Here is a 17,184-nt window from a genome sequence, read left to right as displayed (position 1 = left end):
CACAGTTCGACCCTCTTCATTGATGACCAACTCGTGAATACTCTAGGCCTAACGTGCGATCTTATTGCACGCCCAATGGGCGCGTTGGGGTTACGACAAAAGGCGCAGAAGAATATGTGCATCGTGGTTTTGGCCACTGTAGAAGACGGCGAGCACTTGAACGACCTGTTCGTCATCGTCGACTTCAAAATAGATGATCGCCTTGTTCTTGGTTACATTCCGAACGCTGTTGCCGAGATGCGGTCGTAAGGTGCCCTGGTGTGGAACGTTCACCAGGCTTTCGAGGCTCTCCTGAATCTCCATTACGCGCTTCTCAGCGCGCAGAAAAGCACTCTCCAGATCGTCGCCAAAGTGCTCAGCGGTTTCGACAAGATAGTCAAATATGAGATCAAGATCTGCGGTGACTTCTTCGGCGCGAACGACCTTATAGACCACGCGCGGCCCGCTTGCGTGCGATCATGTCTTCGGTGCGCTTTTTGCCCTCTTTGAGAGTAACGAAGGTTCCGTTACGACGTTGATCCAGCAGCTCTCGCAGTGCATCAGTGTTTCGCGATTGCTCACGCATCAGTTCAAGCCCATGTTGAAGGACGGCGGACAGGCTAGCATAGTGGCCCTGGTCGACAAGATTTCGCGCGTAGGCATCTTGTGACTCGGTTAGGGATATTGATGCTTTGACACTCATATCGGGCCTCGTATGTACTACTGAGTAGTATGGGAGCACGGCGAAAAGCTGTCAATATAGCGCGCGCACGGGCGTAAATTAGCGTGACAACACCAATATCATTCGTCGGTCACGCGGAATTCACCTGAGGCGGCATCTGTTGGAGGTTCTCCGAATTCGTCTGAGTTCAGACCTCTGCGAATGAGTTCGCGAATGGCAGCAGCTCTCGATGGCAGGCGGTTTTCGAACCGCCAATCGTCGATTGCCTTTAGTTCTTCCTGATCAAGCATCAATTGGAGCTTTTCGGTCCGCTTCGGAGGTCGGGGTTGGTCAGTCAATTTCTTGAGCCTTAACTTACGTCACTTACTCCGATGATGTAAGCCAATGCACTTCCATGTCTACAGCAAACATTGCAGGCACTGTTGGGAGCGTCGGTCAATCAAGCGATGGAAGAACCACGGGGAAGGTCTTTTGCGTATGTTAAGTATATGTTTTTATTTGCTATAATCCGTATACCGCCTATCTTTGTATCAAGAGAAAAGCGGAAGAGGTGAAATATGACACAGCAAGTCCTGAGACCCGAAGCGCAAGATGAAACGCATGACACAGGTATCGACAAGAATGCCTGGATCGCAAATGAAGTGACGGAAATCCTGTCCGACAGCATGTTGTTGATGGTGAAGACACAAGGGTGCCACTGGAACGTTGTTGGCCCCCTTTTTCTGCCGATCCACGAGTTAACTGAACGGCTGTATCGCGACCTGTTCGAAGCAATTGATACTTTGGCGGAACGTATCCGTGCACTGGGGCATGTAGCGCCAATCTCCTTCACTGACATGATCAGCCAGGCCAAATTGACCGAAGAAGAGACCGTTAAGGACGCTCACGGGATGATCAACCAATTGATCACCGACAACGAAACCGTTGCACGCAAACTGCGCGAAACGGCAACGCTCGCATCGCGCCACGGTGACGGAGCAACCGAAGATCTGATGAACACGAGAATGGCGAAACACGAAGAGGCTGTTTGGATGCTCAAAGCCATTGTAGCGACCTGACCGCTCGTCGCCAAAAGTCAGGTTGATCGGAAAGAAGGAAAGGAATCGATATGACGCGAGTGGGTTATGAGAAAAAAGCAAAATTGCAACTGGATGCCTGGAACGCCCAAATTGACGTGCTGAAGGCAAAGCTGGAAGTGGCGGAAGTGGATGCAAAGAAAGAGTATCAGGATCACCTTAATGCGCTTTACTCAGCAAAAGGTGAAGCAGAAGCCAAGCTGGAGGAGCTAAGAACAACCAGCGATGAGGCCTGGGAGGATGTGCGTGACGGCTACGAAAAAGCATGGGACGACATGCAATCTGCGCTGAAGAAAGCGGCCAGCCGTTTTTCGTAGTTTTTGGTATCTACCGAATGCGCCGCTGGTCTACCGAGCGCCGAAGATGACAGTGCCAGCTTTCTCAATCTTGGAGGGCAAGATACGGCAGCTCGACGAAGGCGATTGGTTTCATAAACGATGCACTTGTTCAAAGAACGATTTGGAGAATTGAAATGAACTGGGACCAAATCAGAGGTCAATGGAAACAACTAAAAGGTAATGTTCAAGCTAAATGGGCTGAACTCACCGACGACGATCTGGAAAAGGTCAAAGGTGACCGGGAAAAACTGGAAGGCATACTTCAGGAGAAGTACGGAAAATCAAACGAAGAGGTCCGGCGAGAAGTCGATGAATTTTTCTCTTCGGAATAAGGCGACCACCTGCTCGAGAACAACGGCCTGTGACGATTGAGTTGCTTTGTTGTGCGGTGCGAGGATCGCAAAATATGTTTGCCTCAAATTCCAGCGAAAGTACAAAAAAGCGGAGGTCACCATGCGGACATCTGGAGAAATCTTGAAGTATTTTCGCGGGTTTCTGACAATCCCCGCCGTCATAAGTCTTTCAGGGCTTGCGGTGGCGTGGGTTGTTTTTCTCCTTGAGCAGGCGCTCGTTCGCTGGGGATGGGTTGTACCGTCCTTGTTTGCCGTTCCTCAAAATACCGCAAACAACGTTCTAGGGGTAATTGCCACCGCTTCAATGTCAGCCTTGGTCATGGTCTATTCCATTGTGCTGTTGGTCTATACTTTGGCGGCTGGATCCATCGGGCCAAGGCTCTTGCAGCGTTTCAGTGAAGATCGTGTGAACCAAACTGCAGTCGGCTCACTTGGAGCCACGTTTCTGTACAGTATTCTGATGCTGTGGTTGATGCGCGACGACACTTTGGTCAATTTGGCCGCCAGTGTTGGTCTTCTTTACGCAATCGTTTCAGTTTTGATGCTGCTGCTGTTTGTTCATACAGTTTCCACACGGGTGACGATTGATCAGGAGGCCGCCAGGATATCAAAGGCTCTGGACCTCCAAATCGATGAAGCACTTAAAGACAGCGCGGATTTGCACGCATCCAACGTTGTCCCCTGGGAGGGAGCGTCATATCAAATTTCGTCGTCTGGCACGGGTTACGTAGACTTCATAAATGCAACTGGATTGGTGAAAGCAGCCCAGGGCGCAAACTCTGTTGTTGTTTTCGAGGTCCAGCCCGGCGACTTTCTGGTGCCGACCGATACTCTGGCGACTGTCCACGGTGACGCCGGCGAAGAAATCTCCGATCTGGTGCTGGCGGCGGCTCCACTCGCGGCCGCACGGGATCCAAATGGTGACATTCGGTTTTCTGTACACCTGCTTGTCGAAATTGCACTTCGGGCTTTGTCGCCCGGCGTCAACGACACTTTTACCGCTATTGTTTGTATTGACAGGTTGTCAGCTTCTTTGGCACGCGCCTGGTCGTCTGACCTGTGCACCGGTGTTTACAGAGATGACGCTGGTGCTGTTCGGCTTGTCTATCCGTACATCACGGCAAGGTCTTTGTTTCGAGACTCGTTTCCACCGCTGAGGCGTGCAGCCCGAGGCAATGGGCTGGTAACTGAGGCAATCATCAGGGCGCTGACACGCATGGCCAACGCGGCTCCCGACGATGATTTGGATGCTATCACCTTCGAACTTACAGCCATTGCGGATGAAACAAAGAGCAGCGGCATGCTTGACAGCGAAATTGAGCAGGTTTGCGAAGAGATAGAAGCTGCGATTGCGTTGGCGGACAAGAAAAACAATAGAGACAAAGCTGAGCGGCAGTGATTTAGGTTAATGTGCTAATTCATCGTCTTGGCGACAGGCAATCTGGGTTACTCCGCCTTGTTCAAATCGCCGGTTGTCAGGATCGCGCCGGCCTGAAGGTCTTCGGCGTCGAGCATCGTCGCAACCCTTTCGAGCGCGGCAACAAGCATCGCTTGCTCCCAGTCCTCCATTTGCTTGAACCGCTGCACATAGAGCTGTTGCAGCGGATCTGGGGCGTCCGCCAGGGTTTGCCGCCCGCGATCCGTGATCAGTATATTGGTCTGCCGTCGGTCGGTCATGGATTTCTCACGCACGACCATGCCGCCCGAGACCAGCTTGTCCACAAGTGCAGTGACCGTGGCCTGGCTGACATGCATGCGCATTGAAATTGCCTTGGCGGTGGTTTGCCCGGTTTCGCCAACCACCTGCAATACACGAAGTTGGACCGCGGTCAGCCCCGCGGCTTGCGCCAGTTCCCGGCCGGACATCTCGGTCGCGCGAAGGATTCGGCGCAGGGCGACAAGGCTGCTGTCGATACGATCCATGTCTCTACTCCGCATTCGATTGGAGTGAGATTGTCAAAATTGCATTGATTGCTCAAGCGTTAACCGAAAATGAATAATTAGTCTTACAAATTAAAATATTGTTAAAAGAGATGAGTTTATGACGTTTTAGCAAAACTAACCTTAGAGTTTTGAAGTTTTGGTCTTCCTGTGGTACTTAGCTAATCAAAGTTTATTGTTGGAGCGGTACATGCAGCATTCTTTGGAGTTGTTGGAACAACCTATTCCGGTTTTGCGTCCCCCTTTGCCGGAAGACGGTACAGCGGTGTCTTCGCTGGCCAAAACCGAAGGTCAGGAAGCTATGGGCGACCTTCTTGGCGAACTGGCGGCGTTTGATGACTACAAAGAATTCTCGATCATTGCGGAACTGGATGGAGATCTGGTTGGCGCGATGCTGGCTTATGTACTGCCATATGACCCGGAAACCCTGTTCATCTGGCAAGTCGGCGTTTCAGAGCGTGAAGCGGACAAGGGTCTTGCGTCCCTGATGCTGGGCCAGGTGATGCGTCGGGAAGTCTGCACCGATGTCACCCGTGTTCAGACTGTGATTACGTCCAACGACGAGTGCACTTGGGCGTTGTTCCGCCGGTTTGCGCAGTGGCAGCGGTCCCGCATGGATATCCAGCCCTTCATCACGCAGGCGCTGACCCCATATCGCCGCCATGAAAACAGCAATCTTGTCACGATCCGTCTTAAGGATCGCATCAAACTCGCGGCCTGATCACACCATGACAATTTTCAATCAAAGTGAGAGAGCAGAATGAACGTAGCCACGACTATATCGAACGACACCTCATATTACGGTGATGAAGCGGCAACTCTGGGTGATCGGATCGCCGCCGCGCGCGAAGCCGTTGGATATTCGCAAAAGAAGCTTGCGAGCCGCCTGGGCGTCAAACTGAAGACCGTGCAGGGATGGGAAGAGGATCGTACCGAGCCGCGTGCAAACAAGGCGCAGATGATGTCCGGCATTCTTGGGGTCTCACTGGTTTGGCTTCTTAGCGGCGAGGGTGAAGGTGTGCCTGAGCCGAGCGATACCCCTTCTGGATTGGAGGACATTCAAGGTATCCTTGATGAAATCCGGAGCCTCCGGATGGATATCACTGAGGCGACTCGTAAGCTGAGCACTGTTGAAAAGCGCCTGCGCGCCAGACTTTGACGCCTGCGCGATTGCGAACTTCGGGCATGATCTATGACCACGCCTCAAACAACAATAAAAAGGAGCAGATGATGGCAGGACCGGATTCCAGCCTTGTGCCCGTTGATCCGGCGCAAGGCATCCGTTCGGACACCAATTCCGAGCCCGTCGCTACACCGCTTGAGGTCCGCGAAAAGGCTGGTTTGACCGTGGCGGAAATGGCCAACCTTATCGGGATGAGCGAGCTCGGTTACGAATTGTGGGAGAAAGGCACCCGCCGCCCCGGAGGGCCTGCGTTCAAGCTTCTCGCGCTGCTGGATGCCCATCCGAAAGAAACAGTGGCGCGGCTGCGGCAACACGGTTGAGTGCGGTGCTCAGCGGTAAGTGCGCATGTCCATTGGCGTTGCCTCAATAGCAGTCAGGATTTCCTGTAGCAGCAGTTCTTCGGCTCGGTTTTTGACCGTGGCAGCGCGCTAACCGTTGTTAGTGAACAGACCTGAGAAACTCGGCAAGAACGTCGATTGCGACGCCCATATCTGCTGCGGATGCAAACTCCTCGGGCCTGTGGCTCACACCATCACGACAGCGGACGAACAGCATCGCGACAGGGCACAGATCCGCCATTGCCGAAGCATCATGCGTAGCGCCCGAAGGCAATGACAACCCCTTGGCGCCCTTGGATCTGACTGCATTAGTCAAGACACATGACAATCTGGCATCGCAGGGCTGGGCTTGCTGGGAATATGTTACCGAGCACTCGATGGCCAAACCCATACTCGCAGCTATGGATTGAGCGAATTGATGCAAGTCCTGACCTGCTTGCAGGCGGTTTCCGTCCAGTGGAGAGCGAATTTCGACCGTCAGCCGTACAATCCGTGGTACCGCATTGACGACATTTGGTTCCACCGCGAGTGAACCGACAGTGGCCCGCAGATCAGCCGTTTCGCGCCCCATTCTGTTCACCTCTGAAACGATCTCTGCTGCGCCGACAAGGGCATCCTTCCGTCCCTGCATTGGCAGGGTACCCGCGTGTCCGGTTTCTCCGGTCAGGATGATCTGATGCCGTTCGATGCCGCAAATAGCTGTGACGACACCAACAGCCTCATCTTCGCGTTCCAGAACTGGACCCTGCTCAATATGCGTTTCGAGAAATCCAATGATGTCTTCTGGATCTCGGGCGAGTGCGTTGATCTTCTCGGGGTTCAATTCAAACGAACGCATTGCCTGCATCAGTGTAGTGCCTTGCAGGTCGCGCATTTCCAGAGTTGACGGGTCAAAGGTTCCGGACAGCGCGCGTGATCCGATGAGGGCGGTCGGAAACCGCACCCCTTCTTCATCTGCAAAGGCAAGAACCTCTACGCCGAATGGCAGTTCGGTGCATTCGCTTTGAAGTTTTTGTAGGGCGAGGATTGGCAGGACAACGCCCATGATCCCATCATATGCGCCACCTTCTCGAACTGAATCCTGATGAGATCCCAGCAGCAATGTCTTGCAGCCAGGTGGCCCGTCTTGCCGTCCCACCAGTGTGCCCGCGTCGTCGAGGCGTACAGTCAAACCGGTCTTGAACATTTCAGCCTTCAGTAATTCGAGAGCCGCATCATGCTCGGCGGTAAAAGGCAGGCGGGTCACCCCGGGGCCAGGCTCCGAACAAGCCGCAAGTTCGTTCAGCAAAGCTTCGGCGCGTGCACCCCAATCAATCAAGGATGCGCTCGCGGTCGTTGGGGGTTGGTACTTGTTCTGTCCATCTGGAATACGCGCCTGTTGTTGCTTTCCCATACAAGTCTTCAAGCGCTGCAATCGGGTTGGAAGGGTCATAGTCAATCCGCAATGACAGAGGCGGCTTGTCGGGGTGCAGTACCAATAACGCCGCGGAAAAAAGTCCCCGGCTGTCGCCGCCCATTTGAGTGGCCGCTCTCAAGGACGCGAGAAGCTTGTCGCTGAGTCCCCCCCGGGTTTCAGCAAACCGATCGACCATCGCGTCCAAAACATCAGTGCTGGCCAGTAGGTTCCCGGCAACAACTCCCTGGTGAAAAGCAAGGCTGCCTTTCTCTGGCTCGTTGGAAGCCCCGGTGAATTCGCCTGTCTGTCCAAACAGATCGAGTGCAGTTAGTTGACGATATGCTCTGCCGTCATCCGCATCGGTGATTTGTTTCACAGCGTCCGCGGCGCAGGCCCCGTCGTGCATTGCTGCCAGAACCTCTTCACCCCAGATTGTTGACGGCGCGGCACCTTGGCTGGCTGACATTCCAGCTGAAACGTTGCCTCGCAGAACCCAGCCGCCAACACACAACGAGCCGGTTGCAGCTGCACCACCAATGGCGCCAGACACAGGATCACGTGCAAGAATCGAAAAAGTCATATCGCTCCAGTCTTTACAACTTCTGCAATTTATCATGAAAAATTGACCGATGCAATTTATCATGATAAATATGTTGTGCCATGCCAACTGGGAGAATGATAATGTTGTTCAAGACCTGGACCCGACGGGGTCTGATGGCCGCTGCCGCAAGTACGGCGTTGGTTGTCGGCGCTGTCACGTCCCCCGCAATTGCGCAAACGCCACCAAATGTTCTGATCGTCGGTCAGATTGCAGAGCCGAAATCGCTTGATCCTGCTGCAGTGACTGCAGTGAACGATTTCCGGATTTTGGTGAACGTTTACGAAGGACTGACCCGTTACAAATCCGGAACGCTCGAAGTAGAGCCGGCGCTGGCAACGGAATGGGACATCAGCGAAGATGGTACAGAATACACCTTTACTCTGCGCGACGGTATTACATTCCACGATGGGACACCGTTCAACGCCGAGGCTGTGAAATTCAATTTCGACCGGATGCTGGATGAGAACCATCCCTATCATGACACCGGTCCCTTCCCGCTGAGCTTTTTCTTTGGAGCCGTGGAGTCGACCGAGGTCGTAGATGACATGACGGTGAAGTTCACACTGAACGCGCCTTATGCGCCCTTCCTGTCGAACCTTGCTTATCCGACCGGATTGATCGTATCGCCTGCTGCGGTTGAGGCGAACGGTAAAGAGTTTGGCCGCAACCCTGTCGGCACTGGTCCGTTCAAGTTTGCGGAATGGCGTTCGAACGAGGCAGTTGTTGTTGAGCGTAACGATGGTTACTGGGGCGAGCCCGCGGGAACCGAGGCTGTCGTCTTCCGCCCGATCACCGATGCCAATACACGCGTGGCCGAAATGCTGGCAGGGGGCATCGACCTGATGGTCGAAGTTCCGCCCACATCATTGGGCCAATTCGAAGGTGACGCGTTTTCGGTGGCTGAACAGGCCGGACCACATGTCTGGTTCCTGATCCTGAACGCGAAGGAAGGTCCATTCGCGGATAAACGCGTGCGTCAGGCTGCAAACTACGCGATCAACAAGGAAGCGATCGTCAATGACGTGCTGGAAGGTACAGCTACGGTTGCAGCTGGTCCAACTCCTCCGGCATTTGCCTGGGCATACAACGAAGAACTGGACCCCTACGCATATGATCCCGAAAAGGCCAAGGCCCTGATCGCCGAAGCCGGTGCGGATGGAGCAGAATTGACCTTCTATGTCACCGAAGGTGGATCGGGCATGTTGGATCCGGTTCCAATGGGAACCGCCATTCAGGCTGATCTGGAAGCGGTGGGTTTCGACGTCAATATCGAGACCTATGAATGGAATACATTCCTGGGCGAGGTGAATCCCGGCCTCGAAGGCAAAGCGGACATGGCCGAAATGGCGTGGATGACTAACGATCCGGATACGCTGCCATATCTGGCGCTGCGCTCAGAAGCCTGGCCTGACAAGGGGGGGTTCAACTCGGGTTATTACGCCAACGAAAAGGTTGACGAATTGCTGGAGGCTGCGCGTACCGCCACCGATCAGGATGAGCGTGCCAGACTGTACCGCGAAATGCAGGCCATTGTGCAGGACGATGCCCCATGGGTCTTTGTTGCCAACTGGAAGCAGAATGCCGTTACCAATGACCGGGTTGAGAATTTTGGTCTGGAGCCGTCATTCCTGTTGCATCTGCAAGGTGTTGTGAAGAACTAAACCTTAAAGCCAGGGGCTGGAGTTTTCCGGCCCCTGCGTCTGCGAATGAGGGCAGAATGGGCGGTTACATCGTCAAACGTCTGATATCGGCTGTCCCTGTCCTTTTGGGGATCACGATCATCGTTTTCCTGATCATGTCCCTGATTCCCGGCGATCCGGCCACGGCTATCCTTGGCTCCTATGCGACGCCAGAGAACGTGGAAAAACTGAACCGCGACCTTGGCTTGGACAAGCCCGTAATCACAAGATACTTCATCTGGATCACCAACATGCTGACTGGTGATTTCGGCCGTTCCTATTCGCTGAACCGGCCTGTTATCGACGAAGTGCTGGAACGGTTCAACGCGACGCTGATACTGGCGGGCACGGCCTTTGTTCTGTGTTCGGTGCTGGGCATTCTCGCAGGGGTGGTCTCCGCTGCTCGCCAGTACGGCGCCGCAGACAAGATCATTACATTTGTAGTTTTGATCGGCATTTCGGTGCCTTCATTTTTCCTCGGCATGATGATGATCCTGCTGTTTGCGGTGAACTTGCGCTGGCTGCCTGTGTCGGGCATGTATGCCATCTATGGCGGTGGTGATCTGCCTGACCTGCTGCGTCATCTGATCATGCCTGCGCTGGCGTTGGCCGCTGTGGCAACCGGAGTTATTGCGCGCCTCTCGCGCTCGGCTATGTTGGAGGTTTTGCGTCAGGATTTCATACGAACGGCTCGCGCCAAGGGAGTTCCCGAGCGTCGCGTCATCATGGGCCACGCATTGCACGCGGCCATGGTGTCGATCATCCCAGTACTGGGCATTCAGGCAGGGTTCGTTCTATCTGGCGCCGTTTACATCGAGATCGTCTTTCAGTGGCCCGGAGTTGGTCGAATGCTGGTCGACGCGATCCTCAAGCGCGACCTTCTGCTGGTACAGGGCGGCGTGGTGTTTGTGGCCGCCTGTTATGTGCTGTTTAACATCGCGGTCGATGTTGCGCAGAGCCTGCTGGATCCAAGGATCAAGACATGACGGCTTTTCTCAAGTTGTTGTTTCGCAACCGGTTGGCGGCGTTGGGCGCGGTTGTCCTGGGCGTGATCCTGATCCTGGTGTTGCTGACGCCGGTCCTGCCGTTACAAAACCCGGATATCACAGCGACGGCGGATCGATTTCAAAAGCCGTTCACTGAAGGCCATCTGCTTGGTACCGACCATTTGGGACGGGACTTGCTCAGCCGCCTTTTACATGGCACGCGCCTAAGCCTTGCGGTTGGTATCGCCGCAGCCCTGATTGCGGCCACGATCGGTTCGGCCATTGGCATTGTCGCCGGGTATTTTGGCGGTCGTGCCGACAACATCATCATGCGCGGTGTCGATATGTTGATGGCCTTTCCGTATATTTTGCTCGCGCTGGCAATTGTTGCTGCCTTGGGCCCGGGCCTCATGAATGCGCTGATTGCGGTAGCGGCTGTGAACGTTCCGTTCTTTGCCAGAAACATTCGCGGGATCACGGTCGGGCTGGCCGGGCGTGAATTCATTGATGCTGCGCGGCTTGCAGGAATGGGGCACATTCGTATCATCCTGACGGAACTTCTGCCCAACGTGCTACCGGTCATAATCATTGCCATGTCGACGACTGTCGGCTGGATGATCCTGGAAACCGCCGGTCTCAGCTTTCTCGGCCTTGGCAGCCAGCCACCGCAAGCCGACCTGGGATCAATGCTGGGCGAGGCGCGGTCTGCCCTTATTTCACACCCGCATACCTCGGTCGTTCCGGGGATAATGATCTTTCTGATTGTTATGTCGATAAACCTGCTCGGCGACGGAGTGCGCGATGCACTCGACCCGCGCCTGCGGTCTGGGGCACTGTCCCGTCCACGTGCCATGACGTTGGTTGAGCGCAAGGGGGAAGTCCCGGCACCAACCGACGATCTACTCGCAATTCAGGATTTGCAGACCCAGTTTCACGTTGGCGACCGCGTGTATCGAGCCGTCGGTGGTGTCTCTTTATCCGTCAAAGCGGGGGAATGCCTGGGTGTCATCGGGGAGAGTGGATCGGGAAAATCGGTCACGGCTCTAAGCGTGATGGGGCTGGTGGCGTCCCCACCCGGCGTGATTACCGGCGGCGCGGTGCGGTTTCAGGGCGAGGATCTGATTGGCGCTTCTTATGAGAGCCTGCGTCAGAAGCGCGGTGATCGCGTAGCATATATTTTTCAGGATCCGCTATCCACCTTGCATCCACTCTATCGCATCGGACGACAACTGGCCGAGGCCATTCAGTCGCATCACGATATCCCAAAGGCCGAAGCGCGGGCTCGGGCCGTACAGCTTCTCAGGGATGTGCGCATACCGAACGCCGAGGCGCGGGTGGACAATTACCCGCACGAATTATCGGGCGGAATGCGACAGCGCGTTGGCATTGCGATGGCGCTGGCGAATGAACCGGATGTCATTATCGCCGATGAACCAACGACCGCCCTTGACGTTACCGTTCAGGCTCAAATCCTCTCTCTCCTTGACGATTTGCGGCGCGAGCGTGGGTTGGCGATCATCTTCATCACGCATGACTTTGGCGTCGTCGCACAGCTTTGCGATCGAATTGCTGTCATGTATGCCGGACGTATCGTTGAGGAGGGTCCGACGCCATTTGTATTGGACGCGCCAGCCCACCCCTATACCAAGCGTCTGATCGCCTGCGTTCCGGAATTGGGTGGTGGACAGCGCGCATTGGCAGCTATCCCCGGATTGCCCCCACTTGTCGACGACCTTCCGCCGGGCTGCGCCTTTGCCCCGCGGTGCGAAAAGGCGCAAGACGCGTGCAGAACGAGCGAAGTGATGTTGAAAGGTGATGCCTCCCGCGCGGTCCGTTGCCACTATCCCGAGGAGGCGATCTGATGCCCGCGCTCAAAGTGGACAATCTGGCAAAGACCTTTGCGTTGAAAAAACCGCTATTTGGCGCTGCGCCGGCAGGAGTGCGCGCGGTGCGACCGATGTCGTTTCAGGTCGAAACCGGGGAAACACTGGGTGTTGTCGGGGAATCCGGGTGTGGTAAATCCACATTGGCGCGGATGCTGGTCGGGCTTCTGGACGCCAGCGAAGGGACAATCGAAATCGAAGGCAAGGCGCTTGATACCGCCGACCCGGCCAAGTTCGGCAGGCTGATACAATATGTGTTTCAGGACCCGAACAGCAGCCTCAACCCGCGAAAAACCATTCGTCAGGTGATGGAAGCGCCGCTCAAGCGGCTTCACGGGATGCCGAGGGCCGAGCGCGATACACGGATTTCGCAGATTTTCGCCTCGGTCAACTTGCGCGAAGAATTCCTTGACCGTTACCCGCATGAGTTTTCGGGCGGGCAGGCGCAGAGGATCGGAATTGCGCGGGCATTGGCCGCCAATCCCCGGATCATCGTGCTGGATGAACCGGTTTCGGCGCTGGATGTTTCGGTGCAGGCGCAGGTTTTGAATCTGCTGGCTGACCTCAAAACAGAGTTTGGTCTGACCTACCTTTTCATAACACATGACCTTGCTGTGGTTGAGGCGGTTAGTGACCGGATCATGGTGCTGTATTTTGGTTCGGTGGTCGAGATCGGAGATGCCAGGCGCATCTTTGCAAATCCTCGTCATCCCTATACAAAACTGCTGGCTGAAAGCGCGCCAGTTGTTGGCCGTCCGCTCACCGCACCCGAGCAAAAGGGAACTGAGCTTCCGGACCCGCTGAATCCACCACCGGGCTGCGCCTTTGCGGGACGGTGTCCGAATGCGACCGATCTGTGCCGGACGCAGGATCCAGAACTTGAACCTGTGGGAGAAGACCAACTTGCCGCCTGCCACCATCCGATCCAAGACTGAACCCAGGCTCAGCAGACCGGTCCAGGTCGCTGAGGCGATTAAGGACTGGGTGGTAGAGCAGGGGCTGCAAGCCGGTGATCGATTGCCCGGCGAGGCAGATCTGATCGAACGTTTCGGAATGGCCAAAGGCACGATCCGCGAAGCGATGCGGGTGCTGGAGGCGCAGGGCCTGATCAAGACCCGCACCGGACCGGGCGGTGGCAGCTTTGTGCACGAAGTCAGCCAACAGCGTGCCAAGGCCTTGTTGGGGAATTATTTCTACTTCAAGGATCTCACGATCGGCGACATTTACCAGTTGCGTTTGACCTTGGAGCCAGAGCTTGCAGCAACGCTTGCAGGAAATTTGTCTGAGGACGTCTTGCGCCAGCTTGAAGACAACATCGCGGAGTATCGCGAACCGGCAACCAGCGCTGATGAGGAACGTGAACAACATGTTGCGTCACTTCGATTTCACGCCATTTTGGCAGAACAAGCGCAAAATCCACTGCTTGGTTTCATCATTGATTTCATGGTCAATCTTTTGGCGGACCTGACGGTTTATCGCCGACTTTATTCGCCGCCGAATACCGAACTTTGGAAGCAGGGCCGTGATCATCAGCAGCGGCTTGTCGCAGCGTTGCGGGACGGCGAATCAGAGCTGGCGCGGTCCATTATGGCCGGCCATATGGAGATTGCCTGGACCCTAATGCGCCAGCAGGAAGCCGAAGTGCAGCGCCGGTTTCTGTCGGAATAACGTGACCAGTTTCAACCACCGGAACGAATGCAGCAACTGCTTGGCCGCTTGTTCAGCGGTGCAACACTAATCACAAGCCCGATCGTTATGCCTGTTACTAGAGAGTGGAAAGACTCCGGGGATCAAGCGGTGTGTAGCTGTCCTGCTCCAAGCCTTCCATCCAGGACCGCGGCTCGGACCGTTGCCACTCGATGTGCGCCTTTTTGGGGACCGCATTCGGCGCTTTTTTCCATGCGAGCGTTGGCTATTTCATTGACTAGTTCCTCCGCCCGCGATGTCGAAACGGCCCTACCGTGGCCGACTTTCTCACCGCCGTTCTCAGTCCGAGCTTGTCGCAGAGAATGGCAGCACAGAGCCCAATATGTCGAATGCTGGAACTCGGACGAATGTCGGTTCAGCCACATTTTTCGTGTACTAATTTTGGCACACAAGTATTGACGATTCTTGGATCGAAGACTAAGTGCGTCGCACGCTAGAGGCAGATCGCCTCTTGTCATGGAGATTTTATGAAAGAGAATCGGGGCTAACGCCCGTTCCTGGCGAAGCAAATTCAGGAACACCAACATTGATAGGCACACTCACGCGCGACGCTGAGTGTCCTGTTTCTGTACTTTCGTAAAATCGAGACATCCCAATGAACATCTCAAAGCACGAGCAACGTGTTTTGCATGAACTCGCCTTAGGCGGTGAGATACAATACGTGCGCGCCGATAATGGAAAGGTGCGATCCGTCGAATGCTATACACGCGACGGTTTCACCTTCCCCGCATGCACGATGGACGTATTCACACGCCTCAAAGACAAGCGCTTCATCAAATCAAAAAATGGCCGCCCCTATCGGATCACCCATTTAGGGAACCAGTCCGTTCGCGCGCAAATGAACCAACGATAATCAAATCAAGAAGGAGAGTTTTCTTTGAAAACACCTCATCAAATCCAATACGAGGCTTTCGCTGCGGCCGGAGGCTTATACGATGAGCGACATGCGAAACTGTATGCCGATTTTGCGGATGACCTGATCGCAGACGGCAGCTTTTCCATCGTTTATGAGGGGGTTGCACATGCTTGCTATACCCCGCTCACAATCGACACGGCACCGCACTTGAAGTGCTTTGTGCTCGCTCCATTGGCTGTGCTGCCCGAGTTTCAAAGGAAGGGCTATGCAACGCGCCTGATGGAAGAGGCGGAACGGCAACTTGATGCAGATGTGATCTTCGTGATGGGGGAACCTTTCCACTATCGGAATCGATACAACACCCCCCACAAAGTCCTGCCGCCTGTAAGCACGCAGGCTCCGCTTGAGTGTTGGTTTGCCCGCGAACTGACACCGGGTGCTTTGGATGGCATCGGAGAAAGCACGTCCAGCGTGACCGGCCCATATGCTGCGCCGCTCATGTGGGGTCATCCAAGCGAGCAAGTTTAGAGCCGAGTTCTGAAAACCAGAAAACGCAACTCTGCTTCGCGCACTGGAACATGAGCCCACGACTATGGGGTCATTTGGTGCGCGAACAAATTCATCAAAGCTAGGAATGAACTATGAAACAATCAGAATTAGACGCCATTTTGGAAGTCCACAGACTTGCGTTTGGCGAAGCAGAAGGCGAAGAAACCGCTCAACTTGCCAAAGACTTCCTCGATCACCCAGAAACGATTTCGATCAGTGTCAGCCGTGACGGGCGGATCGTAGGCAACGTGCTGTTCACCCCATTTGTCTTCGAGGTTCACCTAGACACAAAATGCTACCTGCTTGCGCCTTGTGGCGTGTCGCCGGAGTATCAAGGCCGTGGTGTTGGAAAGGAACTGATGGAAACCAGCATCGAACACTTAAGGTCCATTGGAACGGACGCAGTGTTCGTATTGGGCGTCCCGACCTTCTATCCTCGATATGGTTTTGTCCCGACTGACAAACAGACGCCGTATCCGGATTTGCTGAGAGCACATGAAGCGTGGATGGCCCTTGAGCTGACGGCTGGAGCGGTCGGGAAACTAAGCGGCAAGACGAAGGCAATCCCGCAGTTCATGCAACCACATTGGTGGGACACGTCTGGGCGCGAGTGACGCCAGCTACCCTGACCCAGACATTGGGTGATGTCAGTCGAATGTCTGGGTTGCCGGCCCTGCCGACGTTGAAACGCATCCGTCGGATGAACAAGTCTGACCAAAACTGTCGGATGACGGCTGCGAGCCCTGAAGCGGCCAAAGAGCTGAGCCGTGCATTAATAGCCAGTCGGGCTGACCAATGTAGGGCGATGCTCGGATCTTGCTCGTCTGAAAATCGAAGAGAGCCATTGATCCAGATCGCGTGCCACCGCATCTTTGTAGGGAACCAGTGAACCGAACGCACAGGGCATAGGACAAAAATTGAAGACAACTGTCGGAGATTGGACCGAAAGCTTTCTTGGCACGAGAAACCTACCTCGGCGGGTCAGGGATAAGCTTCTACATGAAGCACGCGTGGTTTCATACAAGCAGGGCCAGCAAGTTTTTGGACCCGACAACATCCCGGACAGTCTGATGTTTTTGCATGCCGGCCGCATACGCGTTTCCCAAAGCTCTGATGCCGGGCGAGAAATCGTGCTGTATCGCGTTGAGGCTGGAGAGAGCTGCGTGCTGACCACCGCCTGCATGTTGTCCGAGGAAGCTTATAATGCTGAGGGTATTGCCGAGACCGACGTTACGGCCGTCACATTACCAAAAACCTCTTTTGATAGGCTGGCTGCTGAAGAAGACAGTTTTCGCGGTTTCGTTTTCTCGGCTTATTCTCGTCGGTTAATTGATCTTTTGCGTGTGGTCGACGATGTCGCCTTTGGCAGAATGGACGTTCGACTGGCAGAGCGCCTTTTGGTGCTGGGAGAAGGCCATTCCGAAATCCAGGCGACGCATCAGGCTATGGCCAACGAATTAGGGACAGCGCGTGAGGTCGTTTCACGCATCCTGAACGATTTTCAAAAGCGCGGACTTATCCTTCAGACGAGAGGGCGGATTACCCTCCAGAACAAACCTCAATTGGAGCGTTTGGCGGACAGCGCATGAATTTTTGCGTTAGGTGACATTGTCACTGAAGAGCAAGGCACCGGTCGG

At 54.8% G+C, this 17,184-nt stretch carries 22 protein-coding genes and 1 pseudogene; 16 read left to right on the top strand and 7 right to left on the bottom strand.

Translation table 11 applies throughout. From position 1 onward, the window contains the following. Positions 1-90: 90 nt before the first annotated feature. The 3 genes from ACR0AU_RS20010 to ACR0AU_RS20000 form a co-directional block, all read right to left on the bottom strand. The gene (locus ACR0AU_RS20010) at positions 91-435 is read right to left on the bottom strand and encodes a type II toxin-antitoxin system RelE/ParE family toxin (protein WP_170514262.1); all 345 of its coding nucleotides are present in this window, start codon (positions 433-435) and stop codon (positions 91-93) included. Further along, on the bottom strand, positions 425-682 hold the full coding sequence (locus ACR0AU_RS20005) for a type II toxin-antitoxin system ParD family antitoxin (protein WP_170514265.1): 258 nt from the start codon (positions 680-682) through the stop codon (positions 425-427). The genes ACR0AU_RS20010 and ACR0AU_RS20005 overlap by 11 nt, the downstream gene beginning before the upstream one ends. A gap of 98 nt (positions 683-780) precedes the next feature. Further along, a complete protein-coding gene (locus tag ACR0AU_RS20000) occupies positions 781-999 on the bottom strand; it encodes a ribbon-helix-helix domain-containing protein (protein ID WP_170514250.1) in 219 nt (72 codons plus the stop codon). Between the two features lie 219 nt (positions 1,000-1,218). Between ACR0AU_RS20000 and ACR0AU_RS19995 the strand changes: the two genes are divergently transcribed. The 4 genes from ACR0AU_RS19995 (at position 1,219) to ACR0AU_RS19980 (ending at position 3,827) form a co-directional block, all read left to right on the top strand. Continuing rightward, positions 1,219-1,719 carry a Dps family protein gene (locus tag ACR0AU_RS19995; RefSeq protein WP_170514269.1) on the top strand — a complete coding sequence of 167 codons (501 nt, stop codon included), beginning with the start codon at positions 1,219-1,221 and terminating at the stop codon, positions 1,717-1,719. Between the two features lie 50 nt (positions 1,720-1,769). After that, the gene (locus tag ACR0AU_RS19990; protein ID WP_170514272.1) at positions 1,770-2,054 is read left to right on the top strand and encodes a sll1863 family stress response protein; all 285 of its coding nucleotides are present in this window, start codon (positions 1,770-1,772) and stop codon (positions 2,052-2,054) included. A gap of 155 nt (positions 2,055-2,209) precedes the next feature. Beyond that, positions 2,210-2,407 carry a CsbD family protein gene (locus ACR0AU_RS19985; RefSeq protein ID WP_170514275.1) on the top strand — a complete coding sequence of 66 codons (198 nt, stop codon included), beginning with the start codon at positions 2,210-2,212 and terminating at the stop codon, positions 2,405-2,407. A gap of 121 nt (positions 2,408-2,528) precedes the next feature. After that, positions 2,529-3,827, top strand: a complete 1,299-nt coding sequence (locus tag ACR0AU_RS19980; protein ID WP_480796159.1) for a DUF2254 domain-containing protein — start codon at positions 2,529-2,531, stop codon at positions 3,825-3,827. A 47-nt stretch (positions 3,828-3,874) separates the two neighbouring features. Here ACR0AU_RS19980 and ACR0AU_RS19975 read toward each other — a convergent pair whose 3' ends face one another. Next, complete coding sequence (locus tag ACR0AU_RS19975) at positions 3,875-4,351, bottom strand: MarR family transcriptional regulator (RefSeq protein WP_170514281.1); 477 nt, start codon at positions 4,349-4,351, stop codon at positions 3,875-3,877. Between the two features lie 208 nt (positions 4,352-4,559). Here ACR0AU_RS19975 and ACR0AU_RS19970 point away from each other — a divergent pair, with 208 nt between their 5' ends. The 3 genes from ACR0AU_RS19970 (at position 4,560) to ACR0AU_RS19960 (ending at position 5,872) form a co-directional block, all read left to right on the top strand. Continuing rightward, on the top strand, positions 4,560-5,090 hold the full coding sequence (locus ACR0AU_RS19970) for a GNAT family N-acetyltransferase (protein WP_170514284.1): 531 nt from the start codon (positions 4,560-4,562) through the stop codon (positions 5,088-5,090). 39 nt (positions 5,091-5,129) lie between these two features. Further along, positions 5,130-5,528 (top strand): helix-turn-helix domain-containing protein, encoded by a 399-nt coding sequence (locus ACR0AU_RS19965; RefSeq protein ID WP_170514287.1) that lies wholly within the window; start codon positions 5,130-5,132, stop codon positions 5,526-5,528. Positions 5,529-5,599: 71 nt separating this feature from the next. After that, a complete protein-coding gene (locus ACR0AU_RS19960) occupies positions 5,600-5,872 on the top strand; it encodes a helix-turn-helix domain-containing protein (protein ID WP_170514289.1) in 273 nt (90 codons plus the stop codon). Between the two features lie 118 nt (positions 5,873-5,990). Here ACR0AU_RS19960 and ACR0AU_RS19955 read toward each other — a convergent pair whose 3' ends face one another. Next, complete coding sequence (locus tag ACR0AU_RS19955; protein WP_480796158.1) at positions 5,991-7,283, bottom strand: hydantoinase/carbamoylase family amidase; 1,293 nt, start codon at positions 7,281-7,283, stop codon at positions 5,991-5,993. Continuing rightward, a complete protein-coding gene (locus tag ACR0AU_RS19950) occupies positions 7,201-7,953 on the bottom strand; it encodes a DUF1028 domain-containing protein (RefSeq protein WP_480796157.1) in 753 nt (250 codons plus the stop codon). Before ACR0AU_RS19950 ends, ACR0AU_RS19955 begins: the two co-directional genes overlap by 83 nt. Before the next feature lie 14 nt (positions 7,954-7,967). Here ACR0AU_RS19950 and ACR0AU_RS19945 point away from each other — a divergent pair, with 14 nt between their 5' ends. From ACR0AU_RS19945 to ACR0AU_RS19925, 5 genes are read left to right on the top strand one after another with little or no spacing between them, the layout of a single operon-like run. Continuing rightward, positions 7,968-9,548, top strand: coding sequence for an ABC transporter substrate-binding protein (locus ACR0AU_RS19945; RefSeq protein WP_170514293.1), 1,581 nt, complete (start codon positions 7,968-7,970; stop codon positions 9,546-9,548). Positions 9,549-9,604: 56 nt separating this feature from the next. Continuing rightward, positions 9,605-10,552, top strand: coding sequence for an ABC transporter permease (locus ACR0AU_RS19940; protein ID WP_170514296.1), 948 nt, complete (start codon positions 9,605-9,607; stop codon positions 10,550-10,552). Next, positions 10,549-12,414 (top strand): dipeptide/oligopeptide/nickel ABC transporter permease/ATP-binding protein, encoded by a 1,866-nt coding sequence (locus ACR0AU_RS19935; protein WP_170514299.1) that lies wholly within the window; start codon positions 10,549-10,551, stop codon positions 12,412-12,414. The genes ACR0AU_RS19940 and ACR0AU_RS19935 overlap by 4 nt, the downstream gene beginning before the upstream one ends. After that, positions 12,411-13,370 carry an oligopeptide/dipeptide ABC transporter ATP-binding protein gene (locus ACR0AU_RS19930; RefSeq protein WP_170514660.1) on the top strand — a complete coding sequence of 320 codons (960 nt, stop codon included), beginning with the start codon at positions 12,411-12,413 and terminating at the stop codon, positions 13,368-13,370. The genes ACR0AU_RS19935 and ACR0AU_RS19930 overlap by 4 nt, the downstream gene beginning before the upstream one ends. Further along, positions 13,339-14,103 (top strand): FadR/GntR family transcriptional regulator, encoded by a 765-nt coding sequence (locus ACR0AU_RS19925; protein ID WP_480796156.1) that lies wholly within the window; start codon positions 13,339-13,341, stop codon positions 14,101-14,103. Before ACR0AU_RS19930 ends, ACR0AU_RS19925 begins: the two co-directional genes overlap by 32 nt. Before the next feature lie 122 nt (positions 14,104-14,225). Here the strand turns inward: ACR0AU_RS19925 and ACR0AU_RS19920 are convergent. Beyond that, positions 14,226-14,396 (bottom strand): annotated as a pseudogene (locus ACR0AU_RS19920) (ISKra4 family transposase); the annotation flags it as partial. 341 nt (positions 14,397-14,737) lie between these two features. Here ACR0AU_RS19920 and ACR0AU_RS19915 point away from each other — a divergent pair. The 4 genes from ACR0AU_RS19915 (at position 14,738) to ACR0AU_RS19900 (ending at position 17,136) form a co-directional block, all read left to right on the top strand. Continuing rightward, complete coding sequence (locus tag ACR0AU_RS19915) at positions 14,738-14,995, top strand: YjhX family toxin (RefSeq protein ID WP_170514305.1); 258 nt, start codon at positions 14,738-14,740, stop codon at positions 14,993-14,995. A gap of 24 nt (positions 14,996-15,019) precedes the next feature. Further along, positions 15,020-15,526: a GNAT family N-acetyltransferase gene (locus ACR0AU_RS19910; protein WP_170514308.1), complete on the top strand. Its 507-nt coding sequence runs from the start codon at positions 15,020-15,022 to the stop codon at positions 15,524-15,526. A 113-nt stretch (positions 15,527-15,639) separates the two neighbouring features. Then, positions 15,640-16,161 (top strand): GNAT family N-acetyltransferase, encoded by a 522-nt coding sequence (locus ACR0AU_RS19905; protein WP_170514311.1) that lies wholly within the window; start codon positions 15,640-15,642, stop codon positions 16,159-16,161. A gap of 396 nt (positions 16,162-16,557) precedes the next feature. Next, positions 16,558-17,136, top strand: coding sequence for a Crp/Fnr family transcriptional regulator (locus tag ACR0AU_RS19900; RefSeq protein ID WP_480796155.1), 579 nt, complete (start codon positions 16,558-16,560; stop codon positions 17,134-17,136). Positions 17,137-17,184 lie beyond the last annotated feature (48 nt).

This window comes from Ruegeria sp. CG1, from assembly GCF_056537265.1.
Note: the sequence above shows the minus strand (reverse complement) of the source record. Positions and strands in the feature narration are given on the sequence as shown.